Origin of the sequence: Streptomyces fumanus, from assembly GCF_014655295.1 — a bacterium.
GTDB classification, from domain to species: domain Bacteria; phylum Actinomycetota; class Actinomycetes; order Streptomycetales; family Streptomycetaceae; genus Streptomyces; species Streptomyces fumanus.
Genome location: NZ_BNBI01000018.1, coordinates 79033 through 95864 on the forward strand (window position 1 = coordinate 79033; position 16832 = coordinate 95864).

Sequence of the window (16832 nt, forward strand, 5' to 3'; positions counted from 1 at the left end):
CCGCGGCCAGCACCCCGCTCACCGGGCCCCACACCGGCTGAGACCACCGCGAGGGAGCCCCCTATCTGGAGCCCACCATGCCGCTGAACGTCGCGCGACCCGTTCCTCCCCCCGCACCCCGCACCGCCCCGCTCGCACGCCCCACCCTGCTGCTCACCGGCGGCTCCGGAGTCCTCGGACGTGCCCTGATCGACGAACTCGCCCCGCACTTCGACCTGCTCTGCCTGCGCCGCACCCGGCCCCTGCACGACCCCCGGGTCCGGGAGATCCCGGGCGACCTGCTCGCCCCCCGCTTCGGCCTGACCCCCCGGCAGTGGTACGAACTCGCCCTGCGCGTGGACGTGGTGGTGCACTCCGGCGCCCAGACCAACTGGCACATCCCGCCCGGCGAGATCGTGCGCACCAACACCCTCGGCACCGACACCGCGCTCGACCTCGCCGCCCGCGCGGACGCGCCCGTGTACCTGGTCAGCACGGCGTTCGTCGCCAACACCCTGACCGACCAGGACCGCGAGCGCTTCCCCGGCGCCGCCGCCTACCTCGACTCCAAGATCCGCGCCGAGCAGATGATGCGGGACAGCGGCCAGCCGGGGGCCATCGTGCGGCCCTCCGTCGTCATGGGGCACTCCGTCACCGGCCGGATCGCCGAGCAGCAGGGCCTGACCAAGGTCCTCGCCGCGATGGTCCTCGGCCAGGTCCCGGTACTGCCGGGCGCCCCCGAGGCCCGCATCGACATGGTCCCGCAGGACTACGTCTCCCGTGCCGTCGGCGACCTCGTCCGGGGCGGGGTGGGCAACGGCGAGTACTGGCTCACCGCCGGCAAGGAGGCCGTCGAACTGCGGGAGATCGCCGACACCTGCGCGGAGTTCGCCGCCCAGCAGGGCCTGCCCCGCCCCGAACGCCCCCGGCTCATCCCGATCGAGGCGGTGCACCGCCTGCTGCTGCCGATACTGGCGGGCACCGCACTGCCCGGCCCGGTGCACCAGCGGTTCCGGTACTACGCCGAACTGCTCCTCGTCTTCCAGCGCGAGCTGCCGTTCGACACCTCCCTCGGCGAGCCCGACTGCGGCACCCGGCCGACCCGCGCCGACATCCGCGCCGCCCTCGCCCGCAACCTGCGGAGCTGGGCCGAGACCCGTCCCGTATCCCGCCGCCGGTGCCGCCCGGCGGCCGGCCCGACCCCCACGGAGGTGGCGTCATGACCGTCTCGCCCCCGGCACCCCGCACCACCGGCGAGGACGTCGTCGACCTCTACCTGCGGCACATCGGCTCCGGCCGGGCCGTGATGGGCCGGGTCATGGGCGGCATGGCCGAGATCGGCTCCGAAGGCCCCTGGATCCACGCCGACGACGGCCGCCGCTTCCTCAACTTCGGCGGCTACGGCGTCTTCCTGCTGGGCCACCGCCACCCGGCCGTCGTCGAGGCCGTGCACCGGCAGATCGACACCCACCCGCTGGCCAGCCGGGTCTTCCTGGAGCCCGTCGCCGCCCGCGCCGCCAAGGCGCTGGCCACCCACACCCCGCCCGGCCTGGACTTCGTGCACTTCGTCAACTCCGGCGCCGAGGCCACCGAAGCCGCCCTGAAACTGGCCCGCGCGCACGGCCGCACCGCGGTGATCACCACCCGCCGCGGCTTCCACGGCAAGACCCTCGGCGCCCTCAGCGTCACCGCCAACGACACCTACCAGGACCCCTTCCGGCCGCTGCTCCCGGACGTCACCCAGGTCGACCACGACGACCCGGCCGGCCTCGAACAGGCCCTCGCCGCCCACCGCGACCGGGCCGTCGTCATCCTCGAACCCGTCCAGGGCGAGGGCGGCGTCCGCATCCCCCGCCCCGGCTACCTCCGCCGGGTCGTCGAGCTGTGCCGGACGTACGGCGCCCTGCTCGTCGTCGACGAGATCCAGACCGGCATGGGCCGCCTGGGCACCTGGTGGGGCGTCGACGCCGAGGACGTACGGCCCGACATCATGCTGGTCGGCAAGGGCCTGTCCGGCGGGGTGGTGCCCATCGCCGCCATGGTCGCCACCGCCGAGGCGTACGACCCCTTCGGCCGCGACCCCTACCTGCACACCTCCACCTTCGGCGCCTCCCCGATCGCCTGCGCCGCCGCCCTCGCCACCGTCACCGCGATGGAACGCGAGGACACCGTCGCCCGCGCCGCCGCCCTCGGCGCCCGCGTCCTGGACGGCGTACGGAAGATCTGCGCGCCGTACCAGGGCGGACTGGTCCGCGAGGTGCGCGGCCGGGGCCTGCTGATCGGCATCGAGTTCACCAAGGAGCAGGCCGTCGGCGACCTGCTGCTGGAGATGATCGGCCGCGGCGTCCTCGTCAACCACTCCCTCAACGCCACCCGGGTCCTGCGGCTGACCCCGCCCGCCGTGGTCGACGACGCGGCGCTGGAGCTGTTCCTCACCACCTTCACCGAGGGACTGCGCAGCACCGCCGCCCGCATCCCCGTATGACCCGCCCGCCCGGAGCCCCCGTATGACCCGCCCGCACCGGAAGGAACCGAACCCACCATGCCCCACGTGGTACTGCAGGCCCGCACCGACGCACTCGACCCGGCCGAGGCGTACCGGCGCATCAGCGACTTCCGCCGCTACCCCGAGTTCACCGACACCGTCCGCGAGGTGACCGTCGAACCGCCGCTGGCCGACGGCTCCGCGATCTCGGAGTGGGCCGTCGTCTTCCGCGGCGGCCTGATGCGCTGGCGCGAACGCGACACCTTCGACCCGGACACCCGCACCATCGCCTTCGAACAGCTCAGCGGCGACTTCAAGACCTTCACCGGGAGCTGGCGCTGCGCCCCGCGCGACGGCGGCACCCTCGTCGTCTTCGAGGCCACCTTCGACCTGGGCATCCCCAGCCTCGCCGAGATCCTCGACCCGGTCGCCGAGGCCACGCTGCGCACCCTCATCGGGCAGATCGTGACCGGCCTGCTCGACGCCGAGGTGGTGACCGATGGGCGCGCGGCTGCGGCTCGTGACTGACCGGACGACCGCCCCGGCCCCGCCCCCGCCCGAACCGCTGCTGGGCGAGGAACCCGGCCCCGGCGCCGCCCGCTGCCTGACCCTGTACGCCAAGCTCACCGCCGGGGTCAGCGTCGTCACCGCGGCCGGCGCGGGCGGCCCGCTGGGCATGACCGTCTCCGCCGTCACCTCGCTCTCCGCCCGCCCGCCGCTGCTCCTGGTCTGCCTGCGCGACGGCTCCCGCACCCTCACCGCGGTCCGCGCCCACCGGGCCTTCGCCGTGCACCTGCTGCGCGAGGAACAGCAGGACCTGGCGACCCGGTTCGCGTCCCCGACGACGCCCGCCGCCGAACGGTTCGCCGGCACCGAGCTGCGCCATGTGCTGGGCGTCCCCGTGCTCGCCGGGGCGCTGGCCTGGTCGGTGTGCCTGACCGAGGACGTGCGCCGCTACGGCGACCACCACCTCGTCGTCGGCCGGATCGCCGCCGTGCACGTGGGCGGCGGCCGCCCGCTGCTCTGGCACGACCGCCGGTTCCGGTCGCTGACCGAGCGGTTCCCGGACGGCCCCGGATGATCAGCGCCCCGGCCGGAACGCCGTGCTGGGAACCGGCGGAACTGCCGCCGCAGCCCCCGCTGCACGGCGTGGTCACCGCGGACGTGGCCGTCGTCGGCGCCGGCCTGGCCGGGCTGGCCTGCGCCTACCACCTCTCCGAACGCGCCCCCGGCCTGGACATCGCCGTCGTCGACGCGGGCCGCCCGGCCGCCGGGGCCAGCGGCCGGGGCACCGGCCTGCTCGGCCCCCGCGCCGGGCCGGCCGTCGACCGCGCGGTACGCCGCCACGGCCCGCGCGCCGCCCGCCGGATGCACCGGGCGAGCCTGCGCGCCGTGGAGGAGGTCCTCGACCTGTGCCGCCGCCTCGACGTGCCCTGCGGGCTGCGCCCCGGCGCCCAGATCATGGCCGCGCGCACCCCGGCGGGCCTGGTGGCACTCGCCCGGCAGGCCCGCGTCTACCGCGAACTCGGCCTCGACGTACCGGTGCTGACCGCCGACGCCGTCCGCGACCGGGTCGGCGTGCCCTACCGGGCCGGGATGCTGCACCAGCCCGCCGCCACCCTCGACCCGGCCGCCCTCACCTGCGCCCTGGCCCGCGCCTGCGCCGCCAAGGGCGTACGGTTCTACGGCGAGAGCCCCCTGCTGACCGTGCGCCCCGGCGAACTCGTCGGCCCCGAACTGGTCTTCCCGCACGGCCGGCTCTACGCCGGTCAGGCGGTGCTCGCCGTCAACTCCGCCGCCCGCGCCATCGGCCTGCCCGTCGGCTCCGTCTTCCCCCTGGAGGTGTACGCGATCGCCACCGCGCCCCTGAGCGTCCCGGCGTACGAGGCGCTGGGCGGGCGCACGGGGGACGCGCTGATCGACGCGGTGCCCCTCGCGCCCTACTTCCGGGTGCTGCCCGACCGGGGCCTGGTGGCCGGCGGCGGCACCGCGACCGTCCCCGACGGGCTGGGCGCCTCCCGGCTCCAGGCGGTGCGGGAGCGGGCCTGGAGCTGGCTGGAGGGGTGGCTGCGGAGCCTGCGCCCCGAACTGGCCCGGGTGGAGATCACCCACCGCTGGTCCGGGCGGATCGGCATGACCGGCGACGACCTGCCGGTGGTCGGGCCGGTGCACGGCTTCTCCGACGTCTGGTACATCGGCGGCTGCTGCGGCCACGGCCTCGCCCTCTCCGTCGCGCACGGCGCCCATGTCGCCGCCGCCCTGCTCGGCGACCCGGAGACCGGCGAGCGGATGCCCTGGCACCGGTCGAAGGCCCCGGCACTGCCCGGCCGGCCCCTGCTGCGCGCCTACGTGGACGCCGTCGGCCTGGCCGCGCGTCACGGACGGTGACGGCCGCGCGACACGGCAGGCTGTTCCCCGTACCCCCCACAGGAAGGCTCACGATGCGACTCACGCGACCCGGGACCGACGGACCGCTGCCCCCGACCCTGCCGATGGGCGCCGCCGACCTCGCCTACCGCCGGGCCGTGCGCGGCGGCGCGCTGCCGCTGCCCGTCGTCTTCGTCTTCGACGGCCCCGCCCCGGCCCTGGACACGGTCCGTGCCCGCGTCGCCGAACGGGCCCCCCACGTCCCCGCGGCGAACTACCGCCCGTCCCGCGAGGGCAAGGTGTTCCGGCGCGTGGACCGGATCGCGGTCGAGCGGCACGTCCGGGAGGTCCGGCTGACCGGCGACACCGACTGCACGGCGACCGGACGGCTGCTGCTGTCCCGGCCGATGAGCGTGGCCGACGGTCCGCTGTGGGAGGTGTGGCTGGTGCACGGCGCGGGCGGCGGCCACGCCCTGTGCTACCGCACCGACCACCGCCTCCAGGACGGCATGGGCGCCGTGTACGCCGCCCGCGCCCTGCTCGACGACGACCCGGCCAGCGGCCCGCCCGCGCAGGCGCTCGCCCGGCCGGCCCCGCGGGGCGTCGCCGGGGTCCTCGGCGACGTGCTGCGCAGCCTCGGCCGGCCCGTCGCCAAGCCCGGCTTCGACGGGCCGGTCGGCCCCGGCCTCCGGGTCTGCCACGCCACCACGCCGCTGGCCCGGCTGCGCGCCGCCGGCCGGGTCCAGGGCGGCAGCGTGAACGACGTCTACCTCACCGCCCTGTCGCACGCCGTGCGCACCTGGCACCTCAAGGCCACCGGCGAGACCCATCCGCCGCTGCCGGTGGCGGTGCCGATGTCGGTCCGGGCGCCGGGGGAGGAGTACGCCCCCGGCAACCGCATCGCCCTCGCACACGTGGTGCTGCCCTGCGACGAGGCGGTGCCGCAGCGGGCCTTCCGGCGGGTCCGGCAGAGCACGGAGCGCCTGCGGGAGGGCCGCCGGCGGGACTCCTTCCGGCTGCTGCTGGCGGCCACCCCCCGGCCGGTCGGGGCCCGGCTCGGCGTCCGCCTGGTCACCGGGACGGTCGTCGCCGCGCCGGTCAGCCGGGTCGACGTCGGGGCCCCGCTGGTCCACCGGGGGGCCGCATCGCGCTGGTCGGCCGCCTACACCGGCACGGCCGCCGGCATCCGCTGCATGGTGACGCTGACCAGCCAGCAGGACGTCGCCTGCCTGACCGTGGTGCACGACGAGACGCTGGCCGGCGCCGAGGAACTCCCGGACCTGTGGCTGGCGGCCCTGCTGGAGCTGGAGCGGAGCTGAGTCACGTGCGGAGCGTCCCGGTGATCAGGAACACCGTCCGGGCGGCGGCCTCCGGCAGCATCGGCAGGCAGGGCCCCAGCCGCTCGACGGCGTAGGGCAGCGTGAACGGGTCGGCCACCCGGGCGTCCCAGTGGTGGCCGGCCCACCAGCGCTCCGGCTCGGCGAGCCGCCAGTGCCAGGCCAGGCCGGTGTCCGCCAGGGCGTCGAGGAACGGTGCCACGAACGACGAGGTCACGGTCTCGGCGTTGACGCACTCGGCGCCGAACGTGCTGCCCGGCGCGGAGAGTTCCGTCATCGCCGTAACGACCGACTCCACCGTCTCCGGCGGCAGGTGGTACAGCAGGGTCTCGGCGAGCCAGGCGGTGGGCCGCGCGGGATCGAACCCGGCGGCGAGGAGTTCCGCGCGCCAGTCGCCGGCCGGGTCGGCGCCGACCGCGCTCCGGCGCCCGCAGGAGGCCGGGGCCCCGTCCAGGACGTACTCCTTGAAGGCCAGCAGGGCGGGGTCGGCCACCTCGAAGACGTGCACCCCGGTCGGCCAGTCCAGCCGGAACGCCCGGGTGTCCAGACCGGCGCCCAGCAGCACCACCTGGCGGCAGCCCGCGCGGGCCGCCGCCACCAGGTGCTCGTCGAAGAACCGGCTGCGCACCACGGCCCACTCGGGCAGCAGCCGCTGCATCGGCCCGTCCCCCGGCGGACCGCCCCGGTACCCGGCCGCGTGCAGGAAGTCACCGGCCCACGGATCACGGACGTACGGCGCCTCGCGGCCGTACTCCGCGGCGTGCGCGGCGGCCGTCCACAGGGCGACCTGGGAGAGGCCGTCCGGCGCGGGGAGGGACTGCGGGCCTGCGGGGTGGGGCATGGGGGCCTCCGGGGTGCGAGGGGGGATCTGTTCGTTCGGCGGGGCCGGCGGCGGCAGGTGGGCCGGCGGGGGTGCCGGCGGCCGGCCGGCCCGGGGGCGCGGTGGCGGGCGGCCGGTCAGCGGGTGCGGCGGCGGGCGAGCAGGAGGGCCGCGGCGCCGAGCGCCAGCAGGCTCCGGGAAGGCCGGGTGGGGCGCTGGCCGCCCATCGAGGGGGGCGTCCGCGGCTCGTGGACGTGCAGCGCGAACTGCCGGTTCGAGACGTCCCCGAGGATCGTGCGCACCTGCTCGGGACTGGTGACGGTGGCGAGCAGCATCTCCATGGAGTTGCGGGCGAACTGGTTGCGGCTCAGGAACTCGCGGCCCAGCGTGAACAGGATCCTCGGCACCTCGCCCTCGAACACCTCCGAGAGCGTGATCTCCGGGGCCAGGTGCCGGACCGAACCGTCCAGGTTGGCGAAGGACTTGCCCAGCAGCGACACCGCCGGCGGGGAGCCGATGCCCCGCTTGGTCGCCTTGGCCAGCACGGTGGTCAGCGCCACGCCGAAGTTGAGCTCCTCCAGGGACAGCCGGGAGACCTTGGGGACGAAGGCGGCCATGTCGGCGGTGAACGCGGGCATGTTGGCCCACGGCGTCATCCGGCCCATCTCGGCCCAGTGCTGCGCCAGCCCGGCCCCGTCGTTCTGCGCCAGCGTCATGAACAGGGGCAGCAGTTGCAGACTGGTCCGCCGGTCCAGGCGGCCGACCATGCCCCAGTCGATGAGGGTGGCGGGCCCGCCGGGGGCGACGAAGACGTTCCCGGCGTGCGGGTCGGCGTGGAAGAAGCGGTGCACGAAGTACCCGTGGTACATGAACCGCAGCAGGTCCTTGCCGATGTCGATGCGCTCGCTGTCGGTGAAGTGGTCCGGGTCGATGTGCCGCACCGAGGTGCCCGCCGCCAGCGACTGGACCAGCACCCGGGGGCTGGCGTGCAGCACCCGGGGCACCGCCAGATTGCGGAAGGCACGGACGTGCCGGCGGGCCTCGTCCATGTTGCGGGCCTCGCCGGTGAAGTCCAGCTCCGGTTCCATCGCGTCGAAGACCGATCCGAGCATCGCCTCGACGTCGATGACCTCGTTGAACCGGGGTGCGACCCGGGCCACGATCCGGGCGGCGCGGCGCATCAGCGCCATGTCGGCGAGGACGCCCTCGCGGATGCCGGGCCGCTGGATCTTCACCACGGCGGGCCGGCCGCCGGGCATGACCACCCGGTAGACCTGGGCGAGGGACGCGGCACCGAGCGGCCGTACGGTCTCGATGTCGTCGAAGCGCAGCTTCCAGTCCGGCCCGAGGTCCTGGGCCAGCACCGGCTCGAACTCCGAGAACGGCTGGACGTCCACCTGGTCGTGCAGGTTCTGCAGCTCCTCCCGGATGGAGTCGGGCACCATGTCGGGCCGGGTGGACAGGATCTGGCCGAGCTTGACGTAGAAGGGGCCGAGGCTCTCCAGCGCCTGCCGGACCGCCTTGGCCCGGCGCCGCTCGGTCCCCTCGGCGTCCGGCGGGTACGCGTCCGGGGGCCCGGCCTCCCGTCGGCGGCGACGCACCTTGGTGGCCTGGCCGACCTCGTCGGCGACCAGGCTGCCCAGCACCTTGACGACGAGACGCAACCGGTCGCCGACGGCAGACGGCATGGCGGACTCCTCCTCGATCGGCGAAACGGCCGGCGGCACGCGGTCCGTCCGGGTCACACGGGCGCCCGGCACCCCACCGGCCGCGCACGGGCGCCGACCGGCCGCGCACGGGCGCCGCACGCGCCGGTACGCGCTCGCGGGCGCCGGGCGCGCACCGGGTACGCGGTGGGCACACACCAGGAACGCGCCGGGCACGCGCCGGGCCCCGGTGGGCGCGCGGCGTGCGGACGCCGCCGGGCGCCGGACAGGCCGGGGCGCCCTTGCGGCGCGCGCCGGGCCGCCGGACGGGGACGCGGGTCCCGCCCGGCGGCCCGGCGGTCGCGACCCGCACCGTCGCCTTCCGGTTACTGCTGGGGCTTCTGCTGCTGGTGCGGCTGGTGCTGCTGACCGCCGGTGAGGCCGGACATGGTCTCCCCGAGCCCCTGCGCGGCCTTGGACGCCTGGCTCAGCCCGGCCGCCGCCTGATCCGCGACCTGCCCGGCCGCCTGCGCGGCCGCCTGACCGATCTGGCCCGGTGCGGCGGCGACCTGCCCGGCCAACTGGCCGGCCTGGCCCCCCAACTGGCCGAGCTGACCCGGCAGCCCACCGCCCCCCGGGCCGTACGGGTACTGGTACGGCAGCCCGGCCATCTGCCCCAGCCCGCCCGCCAACTGGCCGTAGCCGCCCAGCGCCTGGAACCCGGCGAGCGGGTTCCCGCCCCCCAGGGCGCCCAGCGTCTGGAGCGTGGCCAGCGGGTTGGAGCCCAGCGCACCGCTGTTGAGCAACTGGAGCACGGCCAGCGGATTGGCCCCGCTCGCGGCCAGCAACTGCAGCACCGCCAGCGGGTTGGTGTTCCCGCCGCCGAGCAGGGCCAGCCCGGCGGCCGGGTTGAGGGCACCGGAGAGACCGCCGAGCAGGTCCCCGGGCAGCCCGCTCACCGACCGGCGCGAGCCCTTCCTCTTCCGGTCGTCCCGGTCGTCGTCGTCATCGTCGTCGTCGCGGTTGAGCAGGTCGTCGACCATGTCCTTCCAGTTGTCGGTGACGCCGCCGACGAAGTCCCGCATAATGTCCTGGATGTTTTTCCCGCTCATGGTTGTGTTCCCTTCGCGTTGTCGTCCGGTGATCTGGCGGTTGCCATTCCTCGGGGCACGGTGATGAATTCACACCGCACGGCCCTCCAGAGATTGCGAGCACGCGGTCCGAAGCCGTGCCCGACCTCTGGTGAAAGCGGCTTCAGCCGATTTCAGCGAGATATTGTGCATACGGGCGAATTCCGCAGTGGAAATCCCCGCGGCGCGTGCGAGTATGACTTCCTGCTCCCGGCCGCGCAGTTGCCTGACCTGGCTCAGCAGCCATCTGCCGAAATCCTCGTCACAGACGTCCTCCTCGGTCGTCAGGGGCGCATCGATCAGTGCCGCCCGCTGCAACAACCTGCTGCGACGGTCCATGTCACGGTAGAAGTCGATGCAGAGGCGAAGCGCCACGGACGTCAGAAAAGGACCGAGCCGATTTCTGTCCAACGTGGCGTGGGCGGCAGCGCGGGCCATGGTTTCCTGTACGCAGTCCTCGGCGTCCTGGAAACTCGGCAGTCGTCGTCGAACCAACCGCATGAGGCGGTCCTGATGCTGGAAGATTTCTTCCCAGGAGCATGCAGCGGGCGATTGGCAGGTGGAATGTGGTGCCATTGTGGATTGCAGCCCGTTGTCTCTCGGTTTCAGGCAGATGAATCGGAAGCCGATTTTTTCTTTCTTCGGCTGAGATTTTCCTACCCGAGTATTTGGGGCGGCAAACCGGAATGTGGTCCTCCGATATGCTGGGCGAATGACTTTTCGGTATTATTTCCCGGTGCCGCGTTCCTCCCCGGGCCGCGGCCCGGCCGTGGTGCGCGGCGCCGGCCGCCGCGTCCAGTCACGGTTCCAGTTGACCCACATGTCCCGTACGGTCTGCTGCACCTGGCCGACGCCGCCGCGCAGCTCGGTGGCGCACGTCTGCACCGCCTCCTTGCCGATCAGGCGGGCGCCGCCGGTGAAGTAGGCGCCGCGGACGTGCCGGGGGGAGCGGAACTTGCCCCACAGCAGGACCTTCATCAGCGGCCACAGCGTGAACGCCCCGGCGGGGCAGCGGTTCTCCGGGTCGAGGGTGCCCCACACGGCCGGGCACAGCCCGCTCTCGCGCAGCAGCTCGTAGATCCGCGCGACGGTCCGCTCCTTGCTGGCCTCGCCCGCGCGGTAGGCGAGCACGGCGTCCCGCGACTGCTCGAACAGCCGCTCCACCCAGGGGTTGTCGACGCCCTGCAGCCCCCGGTACGGCGGCAGTTCGAGCATGTCGAAGCTGGCGCGGTCGCCGCTCTTGTCGAAGGCGACGGCGGCCTGGTTCTGGGCGTTGGTGCCGTACAGCGTGGTGATGATCCACACCCGGATCCAGGCGTTCCACAGGTCGAAGTCGTCGAAGGAGATGTAGCTGCACGCCACCAGGTCGTCGTAGAAGCGGAACATCCGCTTGGTCCAGTGCTCCAGGTACGCGAAGCGGGCGGTGTCGAAGTCGTTCTGCCGCACCGCGTCGATGAGCCGGTGGCCGAGCGCGTTGAGGGACATCACCGTGACGGCGAGCCCGCTGGAGAACAGCGGGTCGATGAAGTCGCTGGCGTGCGGCAGCAGGCACCAGCGGTCGCCGACGACCTGCTGCGAGGAGAACTGGGTCCGGTCGGTCGACACGTACGGCCGCACCGCCCGGGCGTGCTCGAACTGCCGCGCCACCGTGGGGAACCGGCGCACCTGCTGCCAGAACTCGTCCTCGGCGGAGACGCCCTCGGGCCGCGGATAGGCGTCGAGGTCGAGGTTGACGCCGACGCTGCACAGCTCGCTGGTGCTCGTGGAGTGGTTGTCGAACGGGATCACCCAGATCCAGCCGCCCCGGAACACATGGTGCAGCGTGCCCTCGCTGAATGGGCTGGTCATCCCGTGCTGTTCGCGCGGCGGCGCCACGGTGTCGTAGGGCCGCACCCCCACCATGTGCGTGAAGACGGTCCGCGAGCGCGTCCGGTACGGCGGCTCCTGCCGCAGCCCCAGGCGCTCGGGCAGCACGGCCCGCATCCCGCCCGCGTCGACCACGTACGACGCCCGGAAGGAGCCCTTGTCCCGGGTGACCAGGGTGGCCCGGTCCTCCTCGAACTTCACGTCGTCGACGAGGGTGTGGGTGTACGCGGTGACGCCGTACGAGACGGCGACGTGGAACATGTACGCGTCCACGTCCTGCCGGAAGAAGTGCGAGTCCGGGCCGAGCGGCGGTCCCCAGGTCGGGTTCTGGTTGCACTCGTCGGCCCGGGCGGGCTCGCCCTCCCGGTGGTACACGAAGCCGAAGTTCCGCTTCACTCCGCAGTTCGAGGACACATGCCGGCGCAGCGCCCCGTTGGTCGCCAGGTGCCCGATCTCGGGCACGTCGTACCGCTGGGCCAGTACCCGCAGGCCGAACGTGGTCTCGGGGACGGTGGACTCCCCGATGGCGAACCGAGGGTGCCCGCTGCCCTCCAGCAGCAGCGTGCGGACGCCGTGCCGGGCGAGGATCGCCCCGAGCATGGTGCCGCCGATGCCCCCTCCGACGATGGCGACGTCGAACTCCCGCTGGTCCTCTTGCATGTGTACGGTCCTTTCGCGACGACAGAGCGAGGTGCCGGGCCCGGCGGTTCACCGTGCGGTGGAGGCCGGGCCCGGCCGCACCCGGCGCAGCCCGCAGGCCGCCACCCGGGCGAAGAAGGTGACGGCGAACAGCGGCGTCGGCGCCGGCGCGGTGACCATCCGCCGCTCACCGGGCAGCCGGCGCTCGCCGCGTCCGGTGACGTCCAGCCAGACACCGAAGTGCAGCAGCCGCGCCTCGGGCCCGGCGTTCCGCGGGGGAAACGGCCGCATGTGCTCGCGCACCGCGCGGGTGAGGGCCGCCCGCCGGGCGTCGTCCACCTTCCGCTCGGCCAGGAACCGGTCGAGCAACTCGGCGGAGCGGCGCGGGAATCCACCGCGCCCGAGCGGCGCCCACCCCACCAGCCCGGTGTCGTGGAACGCCACGGCGGCCAGCAGCCCGGGTCGGTCGAACCGCGTCCCCTCGGCCTGCGCCCAGGCGTCGGCCAGCAGGAACACGCGCAGCGAGTGCAGCGCCAGTTGGGTCGGCAGCAGCCGGGCCATCTCCGTGAGGGCGGCGCTGCCCAGGGGATCGCCGAGCTGCTTCGCCAGCGCCGGCCGCGCCAGCAGCGGGCGCCACGCCTTCGGCAGCGCCTCCGGTGGCACCGGATCCCGGCCGGTGGCACCGCCTCCGGAACCGGGCCCGTCGGGCCGTGCGGCCATGGCCAACCCCCTGTGTCGACGGCGGCACTGGGGCGCCACCGGTCGCGTCGTCCTTCTCACCCGTCTTTACGCTCGGATTCGGCTTCCCCCCTCCGCCGGCTCCCGGCTCCGCGCGACCTGTCCGGTCTTCGCCCTCCCGTCGCGCGGTCCGCCGGCGCCCGGCCAACCAGCCGTTTTTCCGGCGGAGTTGGCAGGTGAGACGCCCGGGAGCCCCGCATGGGTGGGATGCGACGACGCTTTCCGGCCACCTGCGGGACGTGCCGGGGTGAACTCCCTGGCGCGCGGGGCCCGCCGCACGCCCCGGGCGTGCGAGTCGGCACCCGTTCGAGGGAGTTCCGCTCCGGTGCCGGGCCGGGAAGGCTCTGTCCGTGATCGCCGTGCTCAAGGTCCATGAACGCCCGCTGTCCGTCCCGCCGGAGACCGTCGGGGAGCTGATCGACTCCCTCGGCGGCCGCGACGACCGGCTCTGGCCGCCCGAGTGGCCGCCCGTCCGCTTCGACGGCCCGCTGGCCGTCGGCGTGCCCGGCGGCCACGGACTGGTGCGGTACGTGGTGAGCGACTACGTCCCCGGGCGGTGGGTGCGGTTCCGCTTCACCGGTCCCCGGGGCTTCGAGGGCTTCCACGAGTTCGGGGTCGAGCGCGTCGACGCCGGGCGCTCGGTGCTGCGCCACACCCTGGTGGTCCGGCCGCGCGGCCCCCGCTGGCCGGTCTGGTCGCTGTTCTTCCGGCCCCTGCACGACGCCGTCTTCCTCGACGGCCTCGACCGCGCGGAGCGCACCCTGACCGGCCGGGTGGCCCGCCCCCGCCGGTGGAGCCCGTACGTACGGCTGCTGCGGGCCGCGTCCGTCCGGCTCGCCCCCGAGCTGGGCGCCGAGGCGCGCGGTACGCAGGGCAGAGAGTGAACCCTGGTCACTCGATGGGCGGAATTCGTTCCCCCGGACGAGGGATCGTCATGGCGTTCGCCGGACGTGAGACTGGGGAGTCCGAGAAGTCCAGCCGGATTTCCTTCAGCGAAGAAGACGCCCATGAGTGCTTGCGACCCGCCGCTTCCCGGACCGAACGCGCCGAACCGCGGCACCGACGTCTTCGGGACCCTCTACCTCGGGTCGCCCCTCATCGAGGTCGCCGGTGCCGTCGTCATCGCCACCGTCGACGTCCCGGCCGGCGAGGACGACTGGACCAAGCCGCTGACCGAGGAGCACCCGCGCCCCGTGGTGCTGGTCCACGGCACCTTCGGCAACCGCGGCTACACCTGGACCTCGGCCGCGCCCCTGCTGCGGCAGCACGGGTACCGCGTCTTCCGCCTGGACTACGGCCAGTACGGCAACCCGCTGATCTTCGGCCTCGGCGACATCAAGCGGTCGGCGCGGCAGCTCGGCGAGTTCGTCGACGAGGTGCTGCGGCGCACCGGCGCGCAGCAGGTCGACATCGTCGGCTTCTCGCAGGGCGGCATGATGCCGCGCTACTACCTCAACGCCCTGGGCGGCGCCCCCAAGGTGCACACCCTCGTCGGCATCGCGCCCAGCAACCACGGCGTCACCGCCCAGGGCCTGATGAACCTCGCCCGGCAGATCACCGGCGCCAGGGAACTCGTCGAGCAGGGCGCCGTCGGGACGGTCGTGCCGGCCTGGCCGCAGCTCCAGCACGACCACCCCTTCCAGCGCGAACTGGCCGCCCTCGGCGAGACCACCCCGGGCGTCCGGCACACCGTGATCGCCACCGCCTACGACGACGTGGTCACGCCGTACACCTCGTGCGCGCTGGCGCCGGCCGAGGGCGTCGAGGTGCGCAACATCGTGCTCCAGGACCTCGACCCCGCCGACCGCACCCCGCACGTGAGCATGCCCTACAACGCGACCGTGCTCAGCGAGGTGCTGGCGGCGCTGGACGGCTGAGGCCGGCTGCCGTCCAGCAGGACGCGGGCGACCAGCGCCGGGTCGTCGTTCATCGGGACATGGCCGCACCCGGGCAGCCGGACCAGCCGGGCCCCCGGGATCACCCGCTTGGCGCGGGCGCCCTGCCGGGGTATGAGCAGCCGGTCGCGGCTGCCCCAGGCGATGGTGACGGGTATCCCGGGCACGTCGTCGGTGAACAGCACATCCCGCCCGGCCCGCAGCGTCTCGGCGAAGCCCTCGGCGTGGGCCAGGGCGAGGGTCTCGGCGACCACGTCCGCGGGCGAACGGCGGCCCGGGCGCGCGTATATCGTGCTGGTCAGGGCCGTGCGGCCGAGGGCCGTACGGGACAGCCGCTCGACCAGCGGCAGCGGCAGCCGGCGCGCGGTCGCCCGCATCCCGGCCAGCACACCGAAGGCGTAGCGCCGCTCGGACTCGGACCAGAAACCGGCGGGGGACAGGGCGGTGACGGACCGGACGTGCCCCTGGCGGCCCAGTTCCAGGGCGAGCAGCCCGCCCAGCGAGTTCCCGGCCACGTGCGGCCGGTCCAGGCCCAGCGCCGAGCAGAACCCGCCGAGCACCGCGTGCGTCGTCGCCAGGTCGTAGGGCAGGCCCTCGGGCAGCGCCGGAGAGGCGCCGAACCCCGGCAGATCCACGGCGATCACCTCGCGCTCGGTCGCCAGGATGTCCACCACCGGGTCCCACGCCTGGCGGTGATGGCCGATGCCGTGCAGCAGGACGAGCGGCTCGCCAGCGCCCACGCGCGCGTAGGAGAGGGTCGCTTCCTGGGGGCCGTGCGGTGTGGGGACCGGGAAGGAGAGGGTGGCGGACATGAGGCTCCTCGTCGGGTCGGATGAGTTGTAGACAGGTTGTCAGCAAAAGCTACCGACGGGTAGACCTGTGTCGCGCCTCTGTTCGTCACGCTGCTGTTCGAAAGCCGGGCGCGGACGGCACCGCCTGGACAACCGCCGGAGCCGTCCGCTGGGATGGAGCGGTGACCACCGACACCGCGACCGAGGTCTTCGAAGCGCACCGCCCCCTCCTCCTGGGCGTCGCCTACCGGATGCTGGGCCGCTCGGCCGACGCGGAGGACGTGGTCCAGGAGGCGTGGCTGCGCTGGTCCGGCGCCGACCGCGACGGCGTCCGCGAGCCGCGCGGCTACCTGGTCCGCGTCACCACCCGCCTCGCCGTCGACCGGCTCCGCCAGATCAAGGCCCGCGGCGAGACCTACGTCGGCCCCTGGCTCCCCGAGCCCTGGGTCACCGACCTCGGCGCCACCGCCCCGGACGCCGCCGAGCGCGCCGTGCTCGCCGACTCCGTCTCCCTCGCCGTCCTGGTCGTGCTGGAGTCGCTGTCCCCGCTGGAGCGGGCGGTGTTCGTCCTCCGGGAGGCGTTCGGCTACCCGTACGCCGAGATCGCCGCCATGCTGGAGCGCGGCGAGGCGGCGGTGCGCCAGCTCGCCGGACGGGCCCGCCGCCACGTCGACGAACGGCGCCCCCGCTACGACGTCGACCCCGGCCGGCGCCGCGACCTCACCGAGCGGTTCCTCGCCGCGGCGGCCGGCGGCGACCTCGACGCGCTGCTGGCCCTGCTCGCCCCCGGCGTCCGGCTGGTCGGCGACAGCGGCGGCAAGTCCAAGGCCCCGCTGCGGGTGCTGGAGAACGCCGACAAGGTGGGCCGCTTCCTGGCCGGCGCCGCGCGCAAGGGCGTCCCGGACGCCGACTACCGCCTCCTGGAGCTCAACGGCGGCCCCGCGCTGCTGGTCCTCTCCGGCGGCCGGCCCGACGCCGTCTTCCAGCTCGACGTCGCCGACGGCCTGATCCAGACCGTGTACATCATCCGCAACCCCGACAAGCTGCGCGCCCTGCCGACCGCCTGACCACGGAGCGGGATTGGTATTGACCAAGGGTGAGGGGCGTCCTATGGTCGCAGAGAAGTGCAACAACCTTTA

General features: G+C 74.3%; 16 protein-coding genes. 9 read left to right on the top strand and 7 right to left on the bottom strand.

All coding sequences use genetic code 11. The annotated features are described in order from the left end of the window. Window positions 1-77: 77 nt before the first annotated feature. From IE316_RS31175 to IE316_RS31200, 6 genes are read left to right on the top strand one after another with little or no spacing between them, the layout of a single operon-like run. Window positions 78-1202 carry an SDR family oxidoreductase gene (locus tag IE316_RS31175; protein WP_190207874.1) on the top strand — a complete coding sequence of 375 codons (1125 nt, stop codon included), beginning with the start codon at window positions 78-80 and terminating at the stop codon, window positions 1200-1202. Next, window positions 1199-2464, top strand: a complete 1266-nt coding sequence (locus IE316_RS31180) for an aspartate aminotransferase family protein (RefSeq protein WP_190207875.1) — start codon at window positions 1199-1201, stop codon at window positions 2462-2464. Before IE316_RS31175 ends, IE316_RS31180 begins: the two co-directional genes overlap by 4 nt. Before the next feature lie 57 nt (window positions 2465-2521). Then, complete coding sequence (locus IE316_RS31185) at window positions 2522-2992, top strand: type II toxin-antitoxin system RatA family toxin (RefSeq protein ID WP_190207876.1); 471 nt, start codon at window positions 2522-2524, stop codon at window positions 2990-2992. Beyond that, window positions 2964-3545, top strand: a complete 582-nt coding sequence (locus IE316_RS31190) for a flavin reductase family protein (protein WP_190207877.1) — start codon at window positions 2964-2966, stop codon at window positions 3543-3545. Before IE316_RS31185 ends, IE316_RS31190 begins: the two co-directional genes overlap by 29 nt. Further along, on the top strand, window positions 3542-4852 hold the full coding sequence (locus IE316_RS31195) for an NAD(P)/FAD-dependent oxidoreductase (protein ID WP_190207878.1): 1311 nt from the start codon (window positions 3542-3544) through the stop codon (window positions 4850-4852). The genes IE316_RS31190 and IE316_RS31195 overlap by 4 nt, the downstream gene beginning before the upstream one ends. Before the next feature lie 53 nt (window positions 4853-4905). Next, window positions 4906-6150, top strand: coding sequence for a wax ester/triacylglycerol synthase domain-containing protein (locus IE316_RS31200; RefSeq protein ID WP_190207879.1), 1245 nt, complete (start codon window positions 4906-4908; stop codon window positions 6148-6150). Between the two features lies 1 nt (window position 6151). On the opposite strand, the gene IE316_RS31205 is transcribed toward IE316_RS31200, so the two are convergent. The 6 genes from IE316_RS31205 to IE316_RS31230 all read right to left on the bottom strand — a co-directional run bounded on the left by IE316_RS31205 (window position 6152) and on the right by IE316_RS31230 (window position 12989). Then, on the bottom strand, window positions 6152-7009 hold the full coding sequence (locus tag IE316_RS31205) for an SAM-dependent methyltransferase (protein ID WP_190207880.1): 858 nt from the start codon (window positions 7007-7009) through the stop codon (window positions 6152-6154). A gap of 116 nt (window positions 7010-7125) precedes the next feature. Next, on the bottom strand, window positions 7126-8676 hold the full coding sequence (locus IE316_RS31210; protein ID WP_190207881.1) for an ABC1 kinase family protein: 1551 nt from the start codon (window positions 8674-8676) through the stop codon (window positions 7126-7128). Window positions 8677-9020: 344 nt separating this feature from the next. Continuing rightward, entirely contained in the window at window positions 9021-9746 is a 726-nt protein-coding gene (locus tag IE316_RS31215; RefSeq protein WP_190207882.1) for a hypothetical protein, read from the bottom strand. Window positions 9747-9815: 69 nt separating this feature from the next. Further along, window positions 9816-10340, bottom strand: coding sequence for an RNA polymerase sigma factor (locus IE316_RS31220; RefSeq protein ID WP_190207883.1), 525 nt, complete (start codon window positions 10338-10340; stop codon window positions 9816-9818). 150 nt (window positions 10341-10490) lie between these two features. Beyond that, window positions 10491-12290, bottom strand: coding sequence for an NAD(P)/FAD-dependent oxidoreductase (locus tag IE316_RS31225; protein WP_190207884.1), 1800 nt, complete (start codon window positions 12288-12290; stop codon window positions 10491-10493). A 48-nt stretch (window positions 12291-12338) separates the two neighbouring features. Then, entirely contained in the window at window positions 12339-12989 is a 651-nt protein-coding gene (locus IE316_RS31230; RefSeq protein ID WP_229910636.1) for an HD domain-containing protein, read from the bottom strand. Window positions 12990-13357: 368 nt separating this feature from the next. Between IE316_RS31230 and IE316_RS31235 the strand changes: the two genes are divergently transcribed. After that, a complete protein-coding gene (locus IE316_RS31235) occupies window positions 13358-13891 on the top strand; it encodes an SRPBCC family protein (RefSeq protein WP_308438953.1) in 534 nt (177 codons plus the stop codon). Window positions 13892-14014: 123 nt separating this feature from the next. After that, the gene (locus IE316_RS31240; RefSeq protein WP_190207885.1) at window positions 14015-14884 is read left to right on the top strand and encodes an esterase/lipase family protein; all 870 of its coding nucleotides are present in this window, start codon (window positions 14015-14017) and stop codon (window positions 14882-14884) included. On the opposite strand, the gene IE316_RS31245 is transcribed toward IE316_RS31240, so the two are convergent. Continuing rightward, window positions 14836-15714 (bottom strand): alpha/beta fold hydrolase, encoded by an 879-nt coding sequence (locus tag IE316_RS31245; protein WP_190207886.1) that lies wholly within the window; start codon window positions 15712-15714, stop codon window positions 14836-14838. The two genes, IE316_RS31240 and IE316_RS31245, sit on opposite strands and share 49 nt — an antisense overlap. A 161-nt stretch (window positions 15715-15875) precedes the next feature. On the opposite strand from IE316_RS31245, the gene sigJ reads away from it, so the two are divergent. Continuing rightward, on the top strand, window positions 15876-16760 hold the full coding sequence (gene sigJ / locus IE316_RS31250) for an RNA polymerase sigma factor SigJ (RefSeq protein ID WP_190207887.1): 885 nt from the start codon (window positions 15876-15878) through the stop codon (window positions 16758-16760). Window positions 16761-16832: the final 72 nt, after the last annotated feature.